At 34.9% G+C, this 375-nt stretch carries 1 protein-coding gene and 1 pseudogene; both read left to right on the forward strand.

What is annotated here, in order from left to right; translation table 11 throughout:
* Nucleotides 1-10 precede the first annotated feature (10 nt).
* Complete coding sequence (locus tag CXF67_RS00250; RefSeq protein ID WP_257984528.1) at nucleotides 11-124, forward strand: T9SS type A sorting domain-containing protein; 114 nt, start codon at nucleotides 11-13, stop codon at nucleotides 122-124.
* Nucleotides 125-135: 11 nt separating this feature from the next.
* Nucleotides 136-375, forward strand: a pseudogene (locus CXF67_RS00255) (fibrobacter succinogenes major paralogous domain-containing protein); the annotation flags it as partial.

Genomic DNA, 375 nt, shown 5'->3' on the forward strand with positions numbered 1-375 from the left:
TAATGGCCGCATTACCAATGGGGATACTCAAATTAACATGCAGCAATTAGAAATGGGCATGTACATTATAAAAGTAAGCCAAAACAACCAAGAGTTAAAAACCTTTAAAATCATTAAAAAATAACATAACCTATTATGAAGAATTTATACACATTTTTAGTAGCATTATTGCTAACGGTAACAACCTTTGCTCAATCGCCAGAGAAGATGAGTTACCAAGCGGTTGTAAGAGACAGTGGTGATGCTTTAGTAACCAACCAAGCAGTAGGGATTCAAATAAGCATTTTGCAAACTACATCTACAGGAACAGCGGTTTATGTAGAAAATCAAACATCAACTACCAATGTTAACGGACTAGTAAGCTTAGAAATAGGC

The sequence above is a fragment of the Psychroflexus sp. MES1-P1E genome, assembly GCF_002836055.1.
In the GTDB taxonomy this organism is placed as follows: domain Bacteria; phylum Bacteroidota; class Bacteroidia; order Flavobacteriales; family Flavobacteriaceae; genus Psychroflexus.